Annotated in this window: 13 protein-coding genes; 10 read left to right on the top strand and 3 right to left on the bottom strand. The window is 63.5% G+C overall.

Annotation, left to right across the window (positions count from 1 at the left end):
- Positions 1-18: 18 nt before the first annotated feature.
- The 3 genes from ACUJB0_RS04215 to ACUJB0_RS04205 all read right to left on the bottom strand — a co-directional run bounded on the left by ACUJB0_RS04215 (position 19) and on the right by ACUJB0_RS04205 (position 4440).
- Complete coding sequence (locus ACUJB0_RS04215; RefSeq protein ID WP_444844141.1) at positions 19-2586, bottom strand: [protein-PII] uridylyltransferase; 2568 nt, start codon at positions 2584-2586, stop codon at positions 19-21.
- Between the two features lie 22 nt (positions 2587-2608).
- Entirely contained in the window at positions 2609-3448 is an 840-nt protein-coding gene (gene map / locus ACUJB0_RS04210) for a type I methionyl aminopeptidase (RefSeq protein ID WP_444844140.1), read from the bottom strand.
- Between the two features lie 173 nt (positions 3449-3621).
- Positions 3622-4440: an MHFG family PEP-CTERM protein gene (locus ACUJB0_RS04205; protein ID WP_444844139.1), complete on the bottom strand. Its 819-nt coding sequence runs from the start codon at positions 4438-4440 to the stop codon at positions 3622-3624.
- A gap of 387 nt (positions 4441-4827) precedes the next feature.
- On the opposite strand from ACUJB0_RS04205, the gene rpsB reads away from it, so the two are divergent.
- The 10 genes from rpsB (at position 4828) to ACUJB0_RS04155 (ending at position 15323) form a co-directional block, all read left to right on the top strand.
- Positions 4828-5580 carry a 30S ribosomal protein S2 gene (gene rpsB, locus ACUJB0_RS04200; RefSeq protein ID WP_161084803.1) on the top strand — a complete coding sequence of 251 codons (753 nt, stop codon included), beginning with the start codon at positions 4828-4830 and terminating at the stop codon, positions 5578-5580.
- 117 nt (positions 5581-5697) lie between these two features.
- Positions 5698-6609 carry a translation elongation factor Ts gene (tsf, locus tag ACUJB0_RS04195; protein ID WP_444844138.1) on the top strand — a complete coding sequence of 304 codons (912 nt, stop codon included), beginning with the start codon at positions 5698-5700 and terminating at the stop codon, positions 6607-6609.
- Positions 6610-6762: 153 nt separating this feature from the next.
- Positions 6763-7479 carry a UMP kinase gene (gene pyrH / locus ACUJB0_RS04190; RefSeq protein WP_161091779.1) on the top strand — a complete coding sequence of 239 codons (717 nt, stop codon included), beginning with the start codon at positions 6763-6765 and terminating at the stop codon, positions 7477-7479.
- 27 nt (positions 7480-7506) lie between these two features.
- Positions 7507-8067 (top strand): ribosome recycling factor, encoded by a 561-nt coding sequence (gene frr / locus ACUJB0_RS04185; RefSeq protein WP_161084804.1) that lies wholly within the window; start codon positions 7507-7509, stop codon positions 8065-8067.
- 109 nt (positions 8068-8176) lie between these two features.
- Positions 8177-8929, top strand: a complete 753-nt coding sequence (uppS, locus tag ACUJB0_RS04180; protein WP_444844137.1) for a polyprenyl diphosphate synthase — start codon at positions 8177-8179, stop codon at positions 8927-8929.
- The gene (locus tag ACUJB0_RS04175) at positions 8929-9768 is read left to right on the top strand and encodes a phosphatidate cytidylyltransferase (RefSeq protein WP_444844136.1); all 840 of its coding nucleotides are present in this window, start codon (positions 8929-8931) and stop codon (positions 9766-9768) included. The genes uppS and ACUJB0_RS04175 overlap by 1 nt, the downstream gene beginning before the upstream one ends.
- Before the next feature lie 10 nt (positions 9769-9778).
- Positions 9779-10972: a 1-deoxy-D-xylulose-5-phosphate reductoisomerase gene (gene ispC / locus ACUJB0_RS04170; protein WP_444844135.1), complete on the top strand. Its 1194-nt coding sequence runs from the start codon at positions 9779-9781 to the stop codon at positions 10970-10972.
- The gene (gene rseP, locus ACUJB0_RS04165) at positions 10969-12360 is read left to right on the top strand and encodes an RIP metalloprotease RseP (protein WP_444844134.1); all 1392 of its coding nucleotides are present in this window, start codon (positions 10969-10971) and stop codon (positions 12358-12360) included. The genes ispC and rseP overlap by 4 nt, the downstream gene beginning before the upstream one ends.
- 53 nt (positions 12361-12413) lie before the next feature.
- Positions 12414-14750 (top strand): outer membrane protein assembly factor BamA, encoded by a 2337-nt coding sequence (bamA, locus tag ACUJB0_RS04160; protein ID WP_444844133.1) that lies wholly within the window; start codon positions 12414-12416, stop codon positions 14748-14750.
- A gap of 48 nt (positions 14751-14798) precedes the next feature.
- Positions 14799-15323, top strand: a complete 525-nt coding sequence (locus tag ACUJB0_RS04155) for an OmpH/Skp family outer membrane protein (protein ID WP_161084810.1) — start codon at positions 14799-14801, stop codon at positions 15321-15323.
- Positions 15324-15328 lie beyond the last annotated feature (5 nt).

The raw sequence follows: 15328 nt of genomic DNA, 5'->3' as shown, positions 1-15328 counted from the left end.
TGAAAGGTGAAGCTAAGTTTATACCTTGATCGCGTCCAGCAGGTCGGTTTCGAGCTGGATCTGGCTGCGGGCGTTGTTGAGTGTGGCGCCGTCGATGAGGAACACGTCCTCCACGCGCTCGCCCAGCGTCATCACCTTGGCGGTGTGCAGGTTGATCTTGTACTTGGTGAGCACGTTGGCGATCGAGTACAGCAGGCCGGTGCGGTCGTTGGCGGCCACCGACAGCAGGTAGTACTGGCCGCGCTCGTCCGGGCGCAGGTCCACCGTCGGCTGGATCGGGAAGGTGCGCGACAGCCGCGACAGCCGGCCCTTGCCGGGCGCCGGCAGCGGTTCCGGGTTGGTCAGCAGCGCGCACAGCTCGTGCTCGATCAGGCTGATGATGTCGCGGTAGCTCTTGGCGAAGTTCTGCTCGGTCACCAGGAAGGTGTCCAGCGCGTAGCCGTGGCGCGTGGTGTGGATCTTGGCGTCCAGGATGCTGAAGTTCTTGCGGTCGAAGTAGCTGCAGATGCGCGCGAACAGGTCGGGCTGGTCCTTGATGTAGACCGCGATCTGCAAGCCTTCGCCGATCGGCGCCAGGCGGCACTTGACCACCGGCCGGTCGCTGGTGAAGCGGTCGTACAGCGCGCGCGTCTGCCAGGCGATGTCGGAGGCGTCGTGGCGCAGGAAGTAGGCGACGTCGAGCTGCTTCCAGAACGGCTCGTGCGCGTCCGGCGGCAGGCCGTACAGCCGCAAGGTGGCCAGCGCCTCCTGCTGGCGGTTCTTCAGCTCGTGGTCGGCGCTGTGCGGCTCGCCGCCCAGCACGCGCAGCGTGATGCGGTACAGGTCCTCGAGCAGCTTGGCCTTCCACGCGTTCCACACCTTGGGGCTGGTGCCGCGGATGTCGGCCACCGTCAGCAGGTACAGCGCGGTCAGGTGGCGCTCGTCCTTGACCACCTTGGCGAAGGCGGCGATGACGTCCGGGTCCGACAGGTCCTGCTTCTGCGCCACCTGCGACATGGTCAGGTGGTTCTCGACCAGGAACACCACCAGTTCGGTGTCCTCGGCGCTCAGGCCGTGCTCGACGCAGAACTGTTCGGCGTCGACCGTGCCCAGCTTGGAGTGGTCGCCGCCGCGGCCCTTGGCGATGTCGTGGAACAGCGCGCCCAGGTACAGCAGCCACGGCTGCGGGAAGTTGGCCATCAGCTGGCTGCAGAACGGGTATTCGTGCGCGTGCTCGGCCATCGTGAAGCGGCGCATGTTACGCACCACCATCAGGATGTGCTGGTCCACCGTGTAGACGTGGAACAGGTCGTGCTGCATCTGGCCGACGATCTTGCGGAAGTTGGGCAGGTAGCGGCCCAGGATGGACAGGTCGTTCATGCGGCGCAGCGCGTGGATGATGCCCACCGGCGCCTGCATGATGCGCAGGAACAGCGCGCGGTTGACCGGATCGGCGCGGAAGGCGGCGTCGATCTTGAAGCGCTCGTGCCACAGCGCGCGCATGGTGCGCGAGGTCATCCCTTGCAGCGAGGGGCGCTCGGTCATCAGCACGAAGATCTCCAGCATCGCCGACGGCGTGGTGGCGAAGGTGTCGTCGTCGCGCATGTCGATCAGGCCGTTGACGTCGTTGAAGCGTTCGTTGATGCGCACCGCCTCGCCCGACTTGGGGAACAGACGCTCTTCGATGTTCTGCAGCAGGATGGTGTTCAGTTGCGTGACGGTCTTGGCGGCCCAGTAGTAGCGCTGCATCAGGTACTCGCTGGCGCGGCGCATGTTGACGCCGCTGCCGGTGGCCTGCAGGCCCAGCGATTCGGCGATCGCGGTCTGGACGTCGAACACCAGCCGGTCCTCGCGGCGGCCGGCGTGCAGGTGAAGGCGCACGCGGATGTCCTTGAAGGCGCGTTCCTTCTCCATCAGCTGCTTGGCCTCGGTCTGCGTGATCAGGCCGCTGGTGGCCAAGGTGCGCCAGGAGTTGGCCAGGCCGGCGGCCTTGACCATCCACAGGATCACCTGCAGGTCGCGCAGGCCGCCCGGGCTTTCCTTGCAGTTCGGCTCCAGGCTGAAGGCGGTGTCCTCGTACTTGGCGTGGCGCTGGCGCATTTCCAGCACCTTGGCGTGGAAGAAGGCGCGCGGGTCCATCGCCGCCTGGTAGCGCTGCTGCAGTTGCTGGAACAACGGCTCGTCGCCGACGATCAGGCGCGCTTCCAGCAGGCTGGTCTGCACGGTGATGTCGGCCGCCGATTCGCTCAGGCACTCGTCCACCGTGCGGATGCTGTGGCCGATCTCCAGGCCCAGGTCCCACAGCAGCTGCACCAGCTCCTCCAGCTTGCCCGTGGTGTCGGCGTCGGGCGCGCGCTCCAGCAGGATCAGCAGGTCGACATCGGAATAGGGGAACAGCTCGCCGCGGCCGTAGCCGCCCACGCCGACCAGCGCGGTGTTGGCCGGCAGCCGGGCCTCGTGCCAGGCCGTGGTCAGCACCGCGTCCACGCTCTGGCGCAGGCTGCGTAGCAGCTTTTCCGGCATGCCGTCCGCCTGGAAGCCGGCGATGACGACTTGGCGGTCGGCCTTCAGCTGGCGCTTGAGTTGTTCGCGCAGTTCCTTCTTCATCGCCGCGGCTGGCATCCCGTGCTTACGCCGCGACGGCGGTGGCCGACGCGCCTGGCACCGCGCCAGTGATAAACGCCGGCGGCGGCGGGCTGCCGGCCGACAGCGTCAGCACTTCGTAGCCGGTCTCGGTGACCAGGATGGTGTGTTCCCACTGGGCCGACAGGCTGCGGTCCTTGGTTTTGATGGTCCAGCCGTCGCCCATTTCGCGGATCTCGCGCTTGCCGGCGTTGATCATCGGCTCGATGGTGAAGATCATGCCCGGCTGCAGCTCGTCGAGCGTGCCGGGGCGGCCGTAGTGCAGCACCTGCGGCTCTTCGTGGAAGATCTTGCCGATGCCGTGGCCGCAGAACTCGCGCACCACGCTGTAGCCGGCTTTTTCCGCGTGCTGCTGGATCACGTGGCCGATGTCGCCCAGGTGGGCGCCCGGCTTGACCTTGGAAATGCCCAGCCACATGCATTCGTAGGTGATGTCGGACAGGCGCTTGGCCAGGATCGAGGGTTCGCCGATGAAGAACATGCGGCTGTTGTCGCCGTGGTAGCCGTTCTTGATGACGGTGATGTCGAGGTTGACCACGTCGCCGTTCTTGAGCACCTTGTCGCCGGGGATGCCGTGGCAGATGACGTCGTTGACCGAGGTGCAGATGGCCTTGGGGTAGGGCGTGTAGCCCGGCGGGCAGTAGTTCAGCGGCGCCGGGATGGTGCCCTGCACGTTGACCATGTATTCGTGGCAGAGGCGATCCAGTTCGCCGGTGGTCACGCCTGCCTTGACGAAGGGCGTGATGTAGTCCAGCACTTCGGAGCCCAGGCGGCCGGCCACGCGCATGCCGGCGATATCTTCGGCGGATTTAATGGAAATAGACATAGTGGATCGCAATCAGCAAAGTAAACGGTAAAAACGCAGGCGGCGAGCGGATCGGATCGGCTCGCGGCGTGCAAATATGTTGAAATTATAAACGACGCGGGGCGGCCCCGCTCGGGAATGCAAGGATGGTGCCCGGTGTGGCGCGCGGGCGCCACAGCCGGGTACGGGGGGACTCAGCCCGGCTGGCGGCGCTGGCGGCGGCGCGCGGCCACGCCCAGGATGCCCAGGCCGGCCAGCAGCATGGCCCAGGTGTCGGCTTCCGGCACGGCAGTGGGACTCGGCGGGACGCCGTCGTCGCCGTCGTGCGGCAGGCGGGGCGTCAGCGGGCTGGGGTCGATGACGACCAGATTGCCTTCGGGATCGAGCTCGAACTCAAACTTTTCCGGCACATTGAACTCTTCCACGCCGGCCGGCTTCCTGGCAGCGTCCATGGCCGCCTGGCGTTGGATGGCGCGGTCGGCCAGTTCCTTGTCGGTCAAGTCTTCCGGCTCGACGGGCTCGGCATCGGCCAGGCCCAGGTCCTTGCCGCCCACCTTGTTGCCCAGTTTGGCGACCGCAGGCGGCGCGGCCGGTGCCTTGGCCACCGCGTCCGGCTTGCGGTTGATGCGGCTGACGTTGCCGCAGATCTTGGGCACCAGGATGCAGTGCTGGTCGACGCAGTAGACCGCGCCCGGCTCCTGGCGCTGCGGACTCCATTTGCTGCGGGTGACGGTGGCGCATACCGAGGCGGCGCCGAAGTGCATGTCGCGGATGGCCGGGTCGTACTGGTTCTTGCCGGCGATGCCGTCGCGGGTGATGGTGACCTTGTCGTCGGACTGGCCTTCCTCCATGCGGCGCTTGAGCGTGCTGCGCACGGCTTCGGGGATGTCAGTGTAGCGGTCGATGGCGGCCGAGGTCTTGCCGGTGTAGGGGTTGACGCCTGGATGGTCCCAGGAGCAGCTAGGCTGGACAGTGGAAGCCGCGGCAAGCGTCATGGCTAACAGGATGGACATAAGGTTGTGCCTTTACCAAGGATTTGTGTCTTGCAAATCAATATCTATTGTTGAGATGTAATTTTAATTTTCGCAATCATATTACAAAATCGTTACTCATGCCTAAAAAAATAACTTTTTTATTTGCTGCAACAAATGGGTGCGAAATGGGTGCGAATAGCGGGTGCGAAATCCGGGCGGCGCACCAAGTTGGGGCGCGGGCGTGGCATAGGCGTGCGGTGCTTGCCTAAGTGGCTGTTTTCAGGGTAGAATCTCGGGTTGCTTGAATTCGGTTTGAGCAATGTTGCAAAATCAAGTTGTTAATTTTTATTAATAAACGCGAATCCGGTCGACAAGGGTGCCTCTATGGTGACTGATCGGATTCCAGACCCAACCCTGGAGTTTAATATGTCCGTAACTATGCGCGAAATGCTGGAAGCCGGTGTCCACTTCGGTCACCAAACCCGTTTCTGGAACCCAAAGATGGCTCCGTTCATCTTCGGTCACCGCAACAAGATCCATATCATCAACTTGGAAAAGACGATGGGTATGTATCAAGAAGCGATGAAGCACGTGAAACAGGTCGCTTCGAACCGTGGCACCATCCTGATGGTCGGCACCAAGCGTCAAGCCCGCGAGATCATCGCTGCTGAAGCGGCACGCGCAGGCGTTCCTTTCGTCGACCAGCGTTGGCTGGGCGGCATGCTGACCAACTTCAAGACCATCAAGACCTCGATCAAGCGCCTGAAAGACATGGAAGCCTCGATCGAAGACGGTTCGGTTGAGAAGCTGTCGAAAAAAGAAGCGCTGATGTTCCAACGCGAAATGGTCAAGCTGCAAAAATCGATCGGCGGCATCAAGGACATGGGCGGCGTTCCTGACGCAATCTTCGTCGTTGACGTTGGCTACCATAAAGGCGCCATCACCGAAGCTGCAAAACTGGGCATCCCAGTTATCGGCGTGGTCGATACCAACCACTCGCCAGAAGGCGTTCAGTTCGTCATTCCAGGCAACGACGACTCGTCGAAAGCCATCACTCTGTACGCCCGCGGCGTCGCAGATGCGATCCTGGAAGGCCGTGCTGCTGCCGGTAACGAAGTAGTTGAAATGGTTAAAGCTGCAGCTGGCGACGAATTCGTCGAAGTTTCCGAACAGGCTTAATCGTTCGTAACAAGCTGTAAGGAAAAAGGGGTGGCCAACAGCTCCCCCTTTTTTTTAACGTAAATGGTTAGAGCTGCGCTCACCATCCCACCCGAACACCGAATACAGGAGAATCACATGGCAGCTATTACTGCAGCAATGGTAGGCGAACTGCGCGCGAAGACTGACGCGCCTATGATGGAATGCAAAAAAGCACTGACCGAAGCCGAAGGCGACATGGGTCGTGCGGAAGAGATCCTGCGCGTCAAGCTGGGCGGCAAGGCATCGAAAGCATCGGCACGCATCACCGCCGAAGGCGTTGTGGCAACCTTCATCTCCGGCGGCGTAGGCGCGCTGGTTGAAGTCAACTCCGAAACCGACTTCGTCGCCAAGAACGACGACTTCCTGGCCCTGGCCAACAACGCGGCACGCCTGGTTGTCGAGCACAACCCAGCCGACGTCGCTGCCCTGCTGGCACTGCCGCTGGACGGCAAGACCCTGGACGAAGTGCGCGCTGCGCTGATCGGTAAAATCGGCGAAAACATGTCGATCCGCCGCTTCCAGCGTTTCGAAACCACCGGCAAGCTGGCTTCCTACCTGCACGGCTCGCGCATCGGCGTAATCGTCGACTTCGAAGGCGCCGACGAGCAAGTTGGTAAAGACGTGGCCATGCACATCGCCGCGATGAAGCCAGTGTCGCTGTCGTCGGAACAGGTTCCAGCGGAACTGATCGAAAAAGAGCGTTCGGTTGCAAAACTGAAAGCTGAAGAAGACGTAGCCAAGACCGCCGCCGAAGGCAAGCCAGCGCAATCGCCGGAAATCCTGGCCAAGCGCCTGGAAGGCTCGGTACAGAAGTTCCTGAAAGAAGTGTCGCTGCTGAACCAGGCTTTCGTGAAGAACGACAAGCAATCGATCGAGCAGATGCTGAAAGAGAAAGCCACCACCGTCAAAGCCTTCACCATGTACGTGGTAGGCGAGGGCATCGAGAAGAAAGTGGACGACTTCGCCGCCGAGGTAGCCGCACAGATGGCTGCTTCCAAAGGAGCGTAATACCAAAGAAAACGGGCCGAGAGGCCCGTTTTTTTAGCCTGACCAAAGTTTTACCCGTAGCACCGTAGTCATTCAGTCGTTCCCGGCGCCGACCAAGGTATCATAGGCGCCGGCAGCCTTACCCGAATAAACCCAACTTAGGAGCCCCGTCTCATGTCAAAACCAGCCTACAAGCGCGTCCTCCTCAAATTGTCCGGCGAAGCCCTGATGGGCGATGATCCTTACGGCATCAACCGCGGCACGATCGAACGGATGGTCGCCGATGTGGCAGAGGTCGCGAAACTGGGCGTGGAACTGGCGATCGTCATTGGCGGCGGCAACATCTTCCGTGGCGTCGCCCCCGGTGCGCAAGGCATGGACCGCGCCACCGCCGACTACATGGGCATGCTGGCCACCGTCATGAACGCGCTGGCGCTGGCCGACGCGATGCGCCATGTCGGCATCACCGCCCGCGTGATGTCGGCGATCGGCATCGAACAGGTGGTCGAGCCGTACGTGCGCCCGAAAGCCTTGCAGTATCTGGAGGAAGGCAAGGTCGTGGTGTTCGCGGCCGGCACCGGCAACCCGTTCTTCACCACCGACACCGCGGCGGCGCTGCGCGGCTCGGAGATGAGCGCGGAGATCGTGCTCAAGGCCACCAAGGTCGACGGTGTCTACACCGCCGATCCGAAGAAAGACCCGAACGCCACGCTGTACAGCTCCATCACCTTCGACGAAGCCATCGCCAAGCATCTGCAAGTCATGGACGCCACCGCCTTCGCGCTGTGCCGCGACCAGAAACTGCCGATCAAAGTGTTCTCCATCACCAAGCCGGGCGCGCTGATGCGCGTTGTCATGGGCGAGGATGAGGGTACACTGGTTCACGTTTAAACATATCCCGATTACAGGAGAGCAGCAATGTCCGTAGCTGACGTTAAAAAGAATGCGCAAGAACGCATGACCAAATCGCTGGAAACCTTGCGCGCCGATCTGGCCAAGGTTCGCACCGGCCGCGCCCACACCGGCATCCTGGACCACGTCCAGGTCGAGTACTACGGTTCGCCGACCGCGCTGAGCCAGGTCGCCAACGTGACCCTGATCGACGCCCGCACCATCGGTGTGCAGCCGTTCGAGAAGAAGATGGCCGCGACCATCGAGAAAGCCATCCGCGACGCCGACCTGGGCCTGAACCCATCGGCGCAGGGCGACATGATCCGTGTGCCGACCCCGCCGCTGACCGAGGAACGCCGCAAGGAGATGGTCAAGCTGGTCAAGAGCGAAGCGGAAGACGCGAAGATCGCCGTCCGCAACATCCGCCGCGACGCCAATGAAGGCATGAAGAAGCTGGTCAAGGACAAGGCGATCTCGGAAGACGACGAGCGCCGCGGCACCGACGAAGTGCAGAAGCTGACCGACAAGTTCATCGTCGACATCGACAAGATGGTCGCCGAGAAGGAAAAAGAAGTTCTGACGGTTTAACACCCGCGGACGCCAGCTGCCGGTCCGCGGACTCGTCCGAGGGCCGCCCTGGCGTCTTGTTTTTTTGCGTCACACCTGCAATACTTTACACTTTGGCACCAAAGTTTTCATGAAATATACGAGTTCGACTACTGAGGTTCCAGACGCGCCTTCCGTGCCGCGCCATGTCGCGATCATCATGGATGGCAATGGCCGCTGGGCGACCAAGCGTTTCCTGCCGCGCGTGGCTGGCCACGTCAAGGGCGTGGACGCGGTGCGCACCGTGGTCGAGGCCTGCGCCCGCCGCGGCGTAGAGTACCTGACCCTGTTCGCCTTCAGCTCCGAAAACTGGCGCCGCCCGGAAGAGGAAGTGTCCCTGCTGATGCGCCTGTTCGTCACGGCGCTGGACCGCGAAGTCTCCAAGCTGCACGCCAATAACATCCGTCTCAAGGTGGTGGGCGACCTGTCCCGCTTCGACGACAAGCTGCAAGGCATGATCGCCAGCGCCGAGCGCAAGACCGCCAACAACACCCGCATGACCGTGACCGTGTGCGCCAACTACGGCGGCCGCTGGGACATCATGCAGGCGGTCGGCCAGATGGTGGCCGCCCATCCCGGCGCCGCCAATTTCACGGAAGAGCAGCTGGCGCCGCACCTGGCGATGGCCTACGCGCCCGAGCCCGACCTGTTCATCCGCACCGGCGGCGAGCAGCGCATCTCCAATTTCCTGTTGTGGCAGCTTGCCTATACCGAGCTGTTCTTCACCGACACCTACTGGCCCGATTTTTCGATCGAGAGCCTCGACGAGGCGATCGCCTCCTACCAGCATCGGGAGCGGCGCTTCGGCCGCACCGGCGCGCAACTGGCAGAAAAGAAAAGCTGATGCTGAAAACTAGGATTATTACCGCTGTGGTCTTGCTGGCGGTGCTGCTGCCGGTCCTGTTCTTCAACTATTTCCCAGCGTTTGCCGTCGTCGCCACGCTGTTCCTGGGCGCCGCGATGTGGGAGGCCGCCCGCCTGTTCGGCCTGTCCGCCATGCGCGCGCGCGTGATCGGCATCGCCGGCGCCGTGCTGTTCGTGTTCCTGCTGCAGCACTCGGGCAAGCCGGGCGCGCTGACCGCGCTGTACGGCGCGGCCAGCCTGCTGTGGCTGATCCGCTATGCGCCGTCGCTGGGCCTGGGCCTGCCGCCGCTGGCCGGCGCGGCCAACTGGTCGCTGGCGATCACCTTCAGCTTCGCCATCTTCGCCTGCTTCTTCGCCATCGTCGGCCTGTACCAGCACTCCGCGCTGTATTTGCTGTCGGTGATGGTGCTGGTGTGGATCGCCGACATCGGCGCCTACTTCTCCGGCAAGGCCTTCGGCAAGCGCAAGCTGGCGCCGTCGATCTCGCCGGGCAAATCGTGGGAGGGCGCCATCGGCGGCGGCATCGCCGTGCTGGCGATCTCGTCGGCGAGCGTGCTGCTGGCCGCCGGCCAGCCCTGGCTGCGCGACACCTTCGCCGTCCAATTGCAGGCGCGCTTCGGCTGGCCGCTGGCCTTGCTGGTGCTGCTGCTGATCGTCGCCGCGTCGGTGATCGGCGACCTGTTCGAATCCCAACTCAAGCGCCGCGCCGCCATCAAGGACAGCAGCAACCTGCTGCCGGGCCACGGCGGCGTGCTTGACCGTATTGACGCCTTGATCCCGGTCCTGCCGCTGGCCGCGCTGATCGGCTCCTGGTTCTGAAAGAGTGACTATGCAACGCATCACCATCCTTGGCGCCACCGGTTCGATCGGCGTGTCCACGCTGGACGTGCTGGCACGCCATCCCGAGCGCTACGGCGTGTACGCGCTGTCGGCGCATAGCCGCGTCGACGAACTGGCGGCCCAGTGCATCCAGTTCCGTCCCGCGCGCGCGGTGGTCGGCACGGCGGCCGGCGCCAGCCAGCTGAGCGCATTGCTGCGCGCCGCCGGCGTCAACACCGAAGTGGAATATGGCGAGGCGGCCCTGTGCGGCATCGCCAGCGCGCCCGAAGTCGACAGCGTGATGGCGGCCATCGTCGGCGCGGCCGGCCTGGCGCCCACGCTGGCCGCGGCCCGCGCCGGCAAGAAGGTCCTGCTGGCCAACAAGGAAGCGCTGGTGATGTCCGGCCAGCTGTTCATCGACGCCGCCCAGCAGGCCGGTGCGGTGCTGCTGCCGATCGACAGCGAGCACAATGCGATCTTCCAGTGCATGCCGCAGTTCGGCGGCCGCATGCCGGCGGTGCGCGACGAGGCGGCCGGCATCGCCAAGATCCTGCTGACCGCATCCGGTGGCCCGTTCCTGACGCGCGACGTCGCCACGCTGGACGCGGTGACGCCGGAGCAGGCCTGCAAGCACCCCAATTGGTCGATGGGCCGCAAGATCTCGGTCGATTCGGCCACGATGATGAACAAGGGCCTGGAAGTGATCGAGGCGCACTGGCTGTTCGGCGCGCCGGCCGAGCGCATCGAGGTGGTCATCCATCCGCAATCGGTGATCCATTCGATGGTGTCGTACATGGACGGCTCCGTGCTGGCGCAGCTGGGCAACCCCGACATGCGCACGCCGATCGCCCACGCGCTGGCCTACCCGGAGCGCATCGCCTCCGGCGTGGCGCAGCTGGACCTGACGCAGATCGCCACGCTGCAGTTCGAGCGTCCCGACTTCAAACGCTTCCCCTGCCTGGCGCTGGCCTTCGACGCGCTCAAGGCCGGCGGCACCGCGCCGGCGCTGCTGAACGCGGCCAACGAGATCGCGGTGCAGGCCTTCCTCGATTTGAAGATCGGCTTCCGCCAGATCGACCGCGTGATCGCGCACGTGATGGAGGCGCTGCCGCACGGCGACGCCGACAGCATCGCCGCCGTGATGGCGCAGGATGCCGCCGCCCGCGCCGCCGCTGAAGCCTATATCGCCGGACTGGCAAAATGAACTTCCTCCAAACCGCGCTGGCCTTCGCCGTCTGCCTGGGCTCCCTGATCATCTTCCACGAACTGGGACATTATCTGGTGGCGCGCTGGTGCGGGGTGAAGGTGCTGCGCTTCTCGGTCGGCATGGGCAAGGTGGTGTGGTCGCGCCGTTTCGGCCGCGACCAGACCGAATGGGCGGTATCGGCGCTGCCTTTGGGCGGCTACGTGAAAATGCTGGACGCCCGCGAGGGTGACCTGGGCGACCTGCCGGCCGAAGACCTGAAGCGCGAGTTCACGCGCCAGAACGTGTGGAAGCGCATCGCCATCGTGGCCGCCGGCCCGCTGGCCAACTTCCTGCTCGCCATCCTGCTATACGCGGGCCTGTACCTGTACGGCGTGGAAGAGCCGACCAGCAAAATCAGCGTGCGCGCCACGGAGATCGCCACCGCCAGCGCAAGCAATGCGGCGCCATCGGCCGCGTGGCGCGCCGGCTTGCGCAGCGGCGACGTGGTCACCGCTGTCAACGAACAACCGGTGGCCGTCTGGTCGGAGTTGCGCTGGAACCTGATGCAGGCCGCCATCAACAAGACCGAAGCCCGCATCGCCGTCGAACGCGCGGGGCAGGGCCGCTTCAACGCCGTGCTGCCGGCCGCCGTGCTGGCGGCACAGGACCTGGACAGCGACGTGCCGGGCAAGCTGGGTCTGGGCGTGTCCCGTCCGGCGCCGGTGGTGCTGGAAGCGATCGCGGGCGGACCCGCCGCGCGCGCCGGCCTGCAAAAGGGCGACCTGCTGCTGTCGGTGGACGGCGTGCCGGTGGCCGACGGCATCGCCTTCATCGAGGTTATCGGCAAAGCCGCCGGCAAGACGGTGCAGGTGGCGGTGCGCCGCGCCGGCCAGCCGCTGGTGCTGGCCATGGTGCCCCAGCCCGAGCAGGCAAAGAGCGGTAAGGGAACTGTAACAGTCGGTAAGATCGGCGCTTACATCGCGCTGCAGCCGGATATGATCACCGTGCCATCGTCCCCGGTTGCGGCGGTCGGCAAGGCGGTGGCGCGGGTCTGGGACACCAGCGTCATGTCGGTCAAGATGATCGGCAAAATGATCACCGGCGAGGTCTCGCTGAAGAACGTCACCGGCCCGATCACCATCGCCGATTACGCCGGGCAGACCGCGCGCATGGGCGCGGCCAGCTACCTGAGCTTCATCGCCTTCATCAGCATCAGTTTAGGGGTGATGAATTTGCTACCGATTCCGGTTCTAGATGGGGGGCATTTGCTGTATTATTCGCTGGAAGTTTTAACTGGGCGTTCTGTGCCGGAGCGTTTTGGAGAGATTGCTCAGCGCCTTGGCATAGGCTTGTTACTGACGCTGATGCTGCTGGCGGTGTTTAACGACGTCGCGCGGCTGCTGTAGCAGGTTCGCTTTGTATATGAGTAGTTCGTTGATTTAGCCATTGAATAACCCCAATGAAATTATATTCTGACCGTATTACTTCATCTTCCTTTCGCCGCAGCCTGATCGGCGCCGCTGTCCTGGCGCTGTGCGCCGGCAGTGCCATGGCCATCGAGCCCTTCGTCATCAAAGATATCCGCGTCGAAGGGATCCAGCGTACGGAAGCCGGTACGGTCTTCAGCTACCTGCCGGTGCGTGTGGGCGAGACCTTCAACGACGACAAATCGATCGCCGCCATCAAGGCGCTGTACGCCACCGGTTTCTTCAAGGACGTCAAGCTCGAAGCGGACGGCAATGTGCTGGTGGTGCTGGTCGAGGAACGCCCGGCCATCGCCAAGGTGGAGTTCACCGGCACCAAGGAATTTGAAAAAGACATGCTGGTCAAGGCGCTGAAGGACATCGGCGTCGGCGAGACCAAGACCTTCGAGAAGGCCTCGGTCGACCGCGCCGAGCAGGAGCTCAAGCGCCAGTACCTGTCGCACGGCCTGTATGGCGTGAAGATCGTCACCACCGTCACGCCGATCGAGCGTAACCGCGTCAACATCACCTTCGCGGTGGACGAGGGCGATGTCGCCAAGATCAAGCAAATCAACATCGTCGGCAACAAGGTCTTCTCGGACAAGGAACTGAAGGACCAGCTGGCACTGAACACCGGCGGCTGGTTCAGCTGGTACACCAAGGCCGACCAGTATTCCAAGACCAAGCTGACCGGCGATATCGAGTCGCTCAAGTCCTACTACCTGAACCGCGGCTACATCGAGATGCAGATCGACTCGACCCAGGTCTCGATCACGCCGGACAAGAAGGACATCTACATCACGATCAACATCACCGAGGGCGAGAAGTACAAGGTCTCCGGCATCAAGTTCGAGGGCGAGACCTTCGGCCGCGAAGAGGAACTGCGTTCGCTGGTGCTGCTTCGCCCAGGTGAAACCTATTCGGGCGAGCGCCTGACCGCCACCAACAAGCTGATTTCGGACCGCCTGGGCACCTTCGGCTACGCCTTCGCCAACGTCAACGCCAATCCGGAGATCGACCAGAAGAAACGCGAAGTGGCGTTTACCTTCTTCATCGATCCGGGCAAGCGCGCCTACGTGCGCCACATGAACATCGCCGGCAACACCACCACCCGCGACGAAGTGATCCGCCGCGAGTTCCGCCAGTTCGAATCGTCGTGGTACGACGCCAACAAGATCAAGTATTCGCGCGACCGCGTCGACCGCCTGGGCTACTTCAAGGACGTGACCATCGACACGCCGGAAGCGCAGGGCACCTCCGACCAGGTGGACGTCAACCTGACCGTGGTCGAACGCCCGACCGGTAACTTCCAGATCGGCGGCGCGTTCTCGCAGTCCGAGAAGTTCACCTTCCAGGCGGCGGTCCAGCAGGCCAACTTCGCCGGTTCGGGCACCACCGTCGGCATCGAGTTCAACACCTCGAAGTACAGCCGCACGCTGTCGTTCTCGCAGACCGACCCTTACTACACCGACGACGGCGTATCGCGCTCGTACGAAATCTACCTGCGCACGCAGCAGCCGCCGGCGCTCAACATCGGCAGCTACACCATCCGCCAGCAGGGTGGCCGCATCAGCTACGGCGTGCCGTTCTCGGAAGTGGACACGGTGTTCTTCGGTATCGGCGTGGAGCGCTCGCGCATCACCACCGACGCCACCTCGCCGGTGCGCTTCAAGGACTACGTCACCACCATCACCGGCAACACCAACGGCATCGGCACCGCCACCACCAACGCCGTGCCGCTGACGGCGGCGTGGGCGCGCGACAGCCGCGACTCCGCGCTGACGCCGACCGTGGGCCGCTACCAGCGCGCCAACCTGGAGCTGGATTTGATCGGCCGCCAGAAGTACTACCGCGCGGTGTACGAGCACCAGTGGTACAAGCCGCTGTTCTCCAAGGTCACGCTGGCGTTGCGCGGCGAGATCGACTACGGCCACGGCCTGCGCGACAGCAGCTACCCGGTCTTCAAGAACTTCTACGGCGGCGGCATCGGTTCGGTGCGCGGCTACCTGAGCTCCTCGCTGGGCGCGGTCGACCAGGTGTACGGCGATGCGCTGGGCGGCGCCTCGCGCCTGCTGGGCAGCGCCGAGCTGCAGCTGCCGTTCCCCGGCTCGGGCCAGGACCGCAGCCTGCGCTGGTTCGGTTTCGTCGACAGCGGCCAGGTCTACCAGGAAGGCCAGAAGATGCGCGCTTCCGAGCTGCGCTACTCGTCGGGCCTGGGCATCAGCTGGATTTCTCCGGTCGGTCCGCTGCGCTTGAGTTATGCTAAGCCTTTGAACGCCAAGCCGGGCGACCGCCTGGAACGCTTCCAGTTCCAGATGGGTACCGGCTTCTAAGGCGGACCTGATGCCATTGAGTATTAATATTTACCTCGGAGAAATAAGTTGAAGACTGTGTCCGCTACCCTGACCAAATCCCTCGCCGTGCTTGCACTGGGCTGGTGTGCATTGGCGCCGGTGCAGGCCCAGACCTCGGCCTCGCGCATCGCCTGGCTCAGTCCTGAGCGCATCTACAACGAATCCAAGCTGGCCAAGCTGGCCGGCGAAAAGCTGCAGGAGGAGTTCAAGAGCCGCGAGAAAGCCATGCAGGATATGGCCGCGCGCCTGAAGGCGGCGTCGGAAAAGCTGGAGAAGGATGCGCCGGCGCTGGCCGAGACCGACCGCGTCAAGCGCCAGCGCGACGTGTTCGAGCTGGATAAGGAATACCAGCGCCGCCAGCGCGAGTTCCGTGAAGACCTGAACCAGCGCACCAACGAGGAACGCCAGGCGATCTCGGAAAAAGCCACCAAGATCATCAAGCAGATGGCGGCGGTGGAAGGCTTCGACATCGTGCTGCAGGATGCGGTCTGGGCCAGCCCGCGCATCGACATCACCGACAAAGTGCTGGCCGCGCTGGACAAAGACAAGTAAAACAC

It is taken from the genome of Duganella caerulea, from assembly GCF_040362985.1.
Taxonomy (GTDB): domain Bacteria; phylum Pseudomonadota; class Gammaproteobacteria; order Burkholderiales; family Burkholderiaceae_D; genus Rugamonas; species Rugamonas vulcania.
Note: the sequence above shows the minus strand (reverse complement) of the source record. Positions and strands in the feature narration are given on the sequence as shown.